Genomic DNA, 6,616 nt, shown 5'->3' on the forward strand with positions numbered 1-6,616 from the left:
CGTTCTACCAGCCGCTGCGCGTGATCGCCGACCTGGACACGCTCGACACGCTTCCTGACCGCGAGATCTCGGCCGGGCTGGCCGAGGTCATCAAGTACGGCCCGATCGCCGACGATGCCTTTCTCGGCTGGATCGAAGACCACCTCGACGCGCTGCTCGCGCGCGACAAGAAGGCGCTGGCCCATGCCGTCAAGCGCTCGTGCGAGATCAAGGCCTGGGTCGTCGGCCAGGACGAGCGCGAAACCGGCCTGCGCGCGATCCTGAACTTCGGCCACACCTTCGGCCATGCGATCGAGGCCGGGCTCGGGTTCGGAACCTGGCTGCATGGCGAGGCTGTCGGCTGCGGGATGGTGATGGCGGCCGACCTGTCGCACCGCCTCGGCCTGATCGACGCGGCGTATGCGCAGCGCATCACCCGGCTGGTCGAGCGCGCGCGCCTGCCGATCCGTGGCCCGCAACTCGGTGCCGACCGCTACCTCGAGCTGATGCGCGTCGACAAGAAGTCCGAGGCCGGCGAGATCCGCTTCGTCGTGATCGAGGCGCCGGGCCGCGCCGCGCTGCGGCCGGTACCCGACGACATCGTGCGCGAGGTGCTGGCGGCCCACGCTGCCTGAGCCATGTCGGCCCCGCGTCCGGCCGGAGCATGGCAGCCGTATGCCTGCGACCCGCAGCACAGCGGCGGTCGCCGGCTGCACGAGTCGCCCGCGCCCACGCGCAGCGAGTACCAGCGCGACCGCGATCGCATCGTGCACTGCACCGCCTTTCGCCGGCTGGTCTACAAGACGCAGGTGTTCCTGAACCACGAAGGCGACCTGTTCCGCACCCGGCTGACCCATTCGCTGGAGGTGGCCCAGCTCGGCCGCTCGATCGCGCGCAGCCTCGGCCTGAACGAGGACCTGGTCGAAGCCATCGCGCTGGCCCACGACCTCGGCCACACACCGTTCGGCCACGCCGGCCAGGATGCGTTGAACGACTGCCTGCAGGCGGTGGATCCGCACAGCGGCGGCTTCGAGCACAACCTGCAGAGCCTGCGCGTCGTGGATTCGCTCGAAGAGCGTTACCCGCACTTCGACGGGCTGAACCTGACGCTGGAAACCCGGGAGGGGATCCTGAAGCACTGCTCCGGCCCGGCCGCCGCACGGCTCGAGGCCAGGGAGCCGAACGGTGTCGCGCACCGCTTCGTCGCGCGGCTGCGCCCGGGCCTGGAAGCCCAGCTGTGCAACCTGGCGGACGAGATCGCCTACAACGCGCACGATGTGGATGACGGCGTGCGTTCCGGCCTGCTGAAGCTCGAGCAACTCGACGACGTGCCGCTGTTCGCGCGCTACAAGGCCGAATCGCTGGCAGCCCACCCCGGCCTGCGCGGCAAGCGGCTGCTTTTCGAGAGCATCCGCCGCATGCTCTCGGCCCAGGTCTACGACGTGCTCGACGCCAGCGCCGCGGCGATCGCACAGCACGGTCCGCGCAGCGTGGCAGACGTTCGCCGGGCGCCGCCGCTGATCTGCTTCAGCGCGCAGATGGCAGCCGACAGCGTCGAGCTGAAGCGCTTCCTGCGGCACAACCTCTACCGGCATCCGCAGGTCGTGGCGACCACCGACCGGGCCAAGCAGGTGGTGCGCGAGCTGTTCGCGATCTACCGCGCTGCGCCGCAGGAGTGGATACCGCCCGGCGAATCGCGCACGGCCGGGCTGCGGCAACTGGCCGACTACATCGCAGGGATGACCGATCGCTACGCGCTGCGCGAGCACGAGCGCCTGACCGGCCGGCGGCTGTTCGACTGAGCCATGGCGCGCCTCGCCCGCCTGTGCATTCCCGGCCACCCGCACCTCGTGCAGCAGCGCGGGCACAACGGCCAGCCGGTGTTCATCGACGAGGCTGACATCCAGGGCTTCCTGCGGATGCTGGCCGAGGCTGTGAAGGCGAGCGGCGTCGCGGTCCATGCCTACGGATTGGCGGCGGGCGAAGTGCACCTGCTCGCAACACCCTCCGCTGCGGATTCGCTGAGCCGGCTGATGCAGGCCATCGGCCGCCAGCACGGCCAGGCATTCAACCGCCGGCATGGCCGTTCCGGCAGCCTGTGGGATGGCCGCTTCCGTACCGCCCCGATCGAGGGGGAACGGCACTTGCTTGCTGCCATGCGCTATGTCGAGTCGGCCGTGCCGGACCTGCGCGCCTCGAGTGCGCCGCACCACCTTGGGCAGGCGACCGATCCCGTGGTAAGCGACCACTCCCTTTATTGGGCCTTGGGTARCACGCCATTCGACCGGGAGATGAAATACCGGACATGGTTCGAGCAGGGCACTTCATCGGCCGAGGCCGAGCGCTTCCGGCGTGCCACCACGCAAGGATGGCCGCTCGGCGAGGCGTCGTTCATCGACAGCCTGTCCCTGGTGACGAGCCGCCGCTTGGTGGCCCGCCCCCGGGGACGGCCGCCGAAAGCTGCCATTTGATGTGTCCCCATTTATAAGGTCGATGAATCGATCGACACATCGAAAGGTGTCTGACCCTATTTATTTCGATTGAAGCCCCTGTTGCACTGCAGTATTCTTCGCGTCCATTCCAGATTTCCGGACGGAGCACGCCATGACCCAGGCCGACCAAGGTGGGGCATCTCCCGCAGATTCCGCAGACGCCGCTGAACTGCAGCAATCGGCCGAGCACGGCCTGTACGACCCGGCGAACGAGCACGATGCCTGCGGCGTCGGCTTCGTCGCCCACATCAAGGGCCACAAGGCGCACAGCATCGTCGCGCAGGGCCTGAAKATCCTCGAGAACCTCGACCACCGCGGTGCGGTCGGTGCCGACAAGCTGATGGGCGACGGCGCCGGCATCCTGATCCAGATTCCTGACGAGTTCTACCGCGCCGAGATGGCGGTGCAAGGCGTCGTGCTGCCACCGCCCGGCGAGTACGGCGTCGGCATGATCTTCATGCCGAAGGAGCACGCGTCGCGCCTGGCCTGCGAGCAGGAGGTGGAGCGCGCGGTGCGGGCCGAAGGGCAGGTGCTGCTGGGCTGGCGCGAGGTGCCGGTCGACTCGGAGATGCCGATGTCGCCCACCGTGCGCGCCAAGGAACCGATCATCCGGCAGGTCTTCATCGGCCGCGGACCCGACGTGATCGTGCAGGACGCGCTCGAGCGCAAGCTCTACGTGATCCGCAAGACGGCGTCGAGCGCGATCCAGCGCTTGAAGCTCACGCACAGCCGCGAGTACTACGTGCCCAGCATGAGCTGCCGCACCATCATCTACAAGGGCCTGCTGCTGGCCGACCAGGTCGGCAAGTACTACCAGGACCTGCAGGATCCGCGCGTGATGTCGGCGCTCGCGCTGGTGCACCAGCGCTTCTCGACCAACACCTTCCCCGAATGGCCGCTGGCCCACCCGTACCGGATGGTGGCGCACAACGGCGAGATCAACACCGTCAAGGGCAACTTCAACTGGATGCGCGCCCGCGAAGGCGTGATGAAGTCGCCGGTGCTCGGTGACGACCTGAACAAGCTCTACCCGATCACCTTCGAGGGGCAGTCCGACACCGCCACCTTCGACAACGCGCTCGAGCTGCTGACGATGAGCGGCTACTCGCTCGCGCATGCCGCGATGATGATGATCCCCGAGGCCTGGGAGCAGCACGCGACGATGGACGAGCGCCRCCGCGCGTTCTACGAGTACCACGCGGCGATGATGGAGCCGTGGGACGGCCCCGCCTCGATGGTGTTCACCGACGGCCGCCAGATCGGCGCCACGCTCGACCGCAACGGCCTGCGCCCGTCGCGCTACATCGTGACCGACGACGACCTGGTCGTGATGGCCTCCGAATCCGGCGTGCTGCCGATGATCCCGGAGAACAAGATCGTCAAGAAGTGGCGGCTGCAGCCCGGCAAGATGTTCCTGATCGACTTCGACCAGGGCCGCATCATCGACGACGAGGAACTGAAGAACCAGTTCGCACTCGCCAAGCCCTACCGGCAGTGGATCGAGAACGTGCGCATCCGCCTCGACTCGATCGAGCTGACCGGCGAGCCGCGCGAGTTCGGCGAATCGCTGCTCGACCGCCAGCAGGCCTTCGGCTACACGCAGGAGGACATCAAGTTCCTGCTGAGCCCGATGGCGCAGGCCGGCGAGGAAGGCACCGGCTCGATGGGCAACGACTCGCCGCTCGCGGTGCTGTCGGACAAGAACAAGCCGCTGTACAACTACTTCAAGCAGCTGTTCGCGCAGGTCACGAACCCGCCGATCGATCCGATCCGCGAGGCGGTCGTGATGTCGCTGGTGTCGTTCATCGGCCCGAAGCCGAACCTGCTCGACATCAACGCGGTGAACCCGCCGATGCGGCTCGAGGTGTCGCAGCCGATCCTCGACTTCGCCGACATGGAGCGGCTGATCGAGATCGAGAAGCACACGCATGGCAAGTTCAAGAGCCATGTGATCGACATCACCTACCCGCTCGCGTGGGGTGACGAAGGCGTCGAAGCCAAGCTCGCCTCGCTGTGCGCCGAGAGCGTCGATGCGCTGAAGAGCGGCCACAACATCCTGATCATCAGCGACCGCGCGATGAACCGCGGCAACGTCGCGATCCCCGCGCTGCTCGCGCTGTCGGCGATCCACCAGCACCTGGTGCGCGAGGGCCTGCGCACGACGGCCGGCCTGGTCGTCGAGACCGGCTCGGCGCGCGAGGTGCATCACTTCGCGGTGCTGGCCGGCTATGGCGCCGAGGCGGTGCACCCGTACCTCGCGATGGAGACGCTGATCGGCCTGCACAAGGAGCTGCCGGGCGAGCTGTCGGCCGACAAGGCGATCTACAACTACGTGAAGGCGATCGGCAAGGGGCTGTCGAAGATCATGTCCAAGATGGGCATCTCGACCTACATGTCGTATTGCGGCGCGCAGATCTTCGAGGCGATCGGCCTCGACAAGGCGCTGATCGACAAGTACTTCCGCGGCACCGCGAGCCAGGTCGGCGGCATCGGCGTGTTCGAGGTTGCCGAAGAGGCGATCCGCATGCACCGCGCGGCCTTCGGCGACGACCCGGTGCTCGAGAACATGCTCGATGCCGGCGGCGAGTACGCCTGGCGCGTGCGCGGCGAGGAGCACATGTGGACGCCGGATGTGATCGCGAAGCTGCAGCACAGCGCGCGCGCGAACAAGTTCGACACCTACAAGGAATACGCCCAGCTGGTGAACGACCAGTCGCGCCGCCACATGACGCTGCGCGGGCTGTTCGAGTTCAAGGTCGACCCGGCCAAGGCGATCCCGCTCGACGAGGTCGAGCCCGCGGCCGAGATCGTCAAGCGCTTCGCGACCGGCGCGATGTCGCTCGGCTCGATCTCCACCGAGGCGCATGCGACGCTGGCCGTCGCGATGAACCGCATCGGCGGCAAGTCGAACACCGGCGASGGCGGCGAAGACCCGGCCCGCTACCGCAACGAGCTGAAGGGCATCCGGATCAGCGCCGGCACCAAGGTCAGCGACGTGATCGCGAACAAGGTCATCGAGGCCGACTACGAGCTGCAGGAGGGCGACTCGCTGCGCTCGAAGATCAAGCAGGTGGCGTCGGGGCGTTTCGGYGTCACCGCCGAGTACCTGTCGTCGGCCGACCAGATCCAGATCAAGATGGCCCAGGGCGCGAAGCCGGGCGAGGGCGGCCAGTTGCCGGGCGGCAAGGTCACCGACTACATCGGTTTCCTGCGTTACTCGGTGCCGGGCGTCGGGCTGATCTCGCCGCCGCCGCACCACGACATCTACTCGATCGAAGACCTGGCGCAGCTGATCCACGACCTGAAGAACGCGAACCAGCGTGCGAGCATCAGCGTGAAGCTGGTGTCCGAGGTCGGTGTCGGCACCATCGCGACCGGCGTGGCCAAGGCGAAGGCCGACCACATCGTGATCGCCGGGCATGACGGCGGCACCGGCGCGTCGCCGTGGAGTTCGATCAAGCATGCCGGCACGCCGTGGGAGCTCGGGCTGGCCGAGACCCAGCAGACGCTGGTGCTGAACCGGCTGCGCGGCCGCGTGCGCGTGCAGGCCGACGGCCAGATGAAGACCGGCCGCGACGTGGTCATCGGTGCGCTGCTCGGGGCCGACGAATTCGGCTTCGCGACCGCGCCGCTGGTGGTCGAGGGCTGCATCATGATGCGCAAGTGCCACCTGAACACCTGCCCGGTCGGCGTGGCCACGCAGGACCCGGTGCTGCGCAAGAAATTCCAGGGCCGCCCGGAACACGTCGTCAACTTCTTCTTCTTCATCGCCGAAGAGGCGCGCCAGATCATGGCGCAGCTGGGCATCCGCAAGTTCGACGACCTGATCGGCCGCGCCGACCTGCTCGACACCCGCAAGGGCATCTCGCACTGGAAGGCGCGCGGCCTCGACTTCTCGCGCATCTTCCACCTGCCGACGGCTCCGGCCGACGTGGCGCGCCGCCAGGTCGAGGAACAGRACCACGGCCTGGCACGTGCGCTCGACGTGAAGCTGATCCAGAAGTGCCTGCCCGCGCTGGAGCGCGGCGAGAAGGTGCAGTTCATGGAGGAGACGCGCAACGTCAACCGCACGGTCGGCGCGATGCTGTCGGGCGAGCTGGTGCGACGCCATCCCGAAGGCCTGCCCGACCACACGATCTTCATGC

4 protein-coding genes are annotated in these 6,616 nt (G+C 67.6%); all 4 read left to right on the top strand.

Features of this window, described 5'->3' with window-relative positions:
• The coding region (locus AC1D15_RS13775) for a 3-dehydroquinate synthase family protein (protein ID WP_477826422.1) at positions 1-614 on the top strand (614 nt) is incomplete at its 5' end.
• A 3-nt stretch (positions 615-617) separates the two neighbouring features.
• Complete coding sequence (locus AC1D15_RS13780; RefSeq protein ID WP_477826423.1) at positions 618-1,781, top strand: deoxyguanosinetriphosphate triphosphohydrolase; 1,164 nt, start codon at positions 618-620, stop codon at positions 1,779-1,781.
• Positions 1,782-1,784: 3 nt separating this feature from the next.
• The gene (locus AC1D15_RS13785) at positions 1,785-2,450 is read left to right on the top strand and encodes a transposase (RefSeq protein ID WP_477826424.1); all 666 of its coding nucleotides are present in this window, start codon (positions 1,785-1,787) and stop codon (positions 2,448-2,450) included.
• A gap of 133 nt (positions 2,451-2,583) precedes the next feature.
• On the top strand, positions 2,584-6,616 hold a 4,033-nt coding region (locus tag AC1D15_RS13790), incomplete at its 3' end, for a glutamate synthase-related protein (protein WP_477826425.1).

This window comes from Rhizobacter sp. P2_H2, from assembly GCF_056403375.1.

Bases quoted from the DNA above. Each gene is read 5' to 3' on its own strand.
- AC1D15_RS13780 (WP_477826423.1), top strand. From the start codon at position 618: ATGTCGGCCCCGCGTCCGGCCGGAGCATGGCAGCCGTATGCCTGCGAC.